Genomic DNA, 289 nt, shown 5'->3' on the forward strand with positions numbered 1-289 from the left:
GTAAGGAAGCTCTCCCTTATATCCACTGCTCCCCCCTTCCTTCGCGAGGCCTGTTTTCTTCCCAGTTTCTGCACTTAAATACTTGGTTAAGTGAGTATTACAGAGGGCTTCAGGCTCGAAATGTAAATAATATACCTGCGGATTTCTATGGTATGTACACGCTAAAAGTTCACACGGGGAACAAACCCTTTGCCTGTGACTTTGACCAGTGCAACAAGCGTTTTGCCAAATCCAGTACTCTCACCAGGCATAAACGCGTCCACACAGGAGAGAGGCCCTTTGTCTGTGA

Source organism: Parendozoicomonas verongulae (genome assembly GCF_009711465.1).
GTDB classification, from domain to species: domain Bacteria; phylum Pseudomonadota; class Gammaproteobacteria; order Pseudomonadales; family Endozoicomonadaceae; genus Sansalvadorimonas; species Sansalvadorimonas verongulae.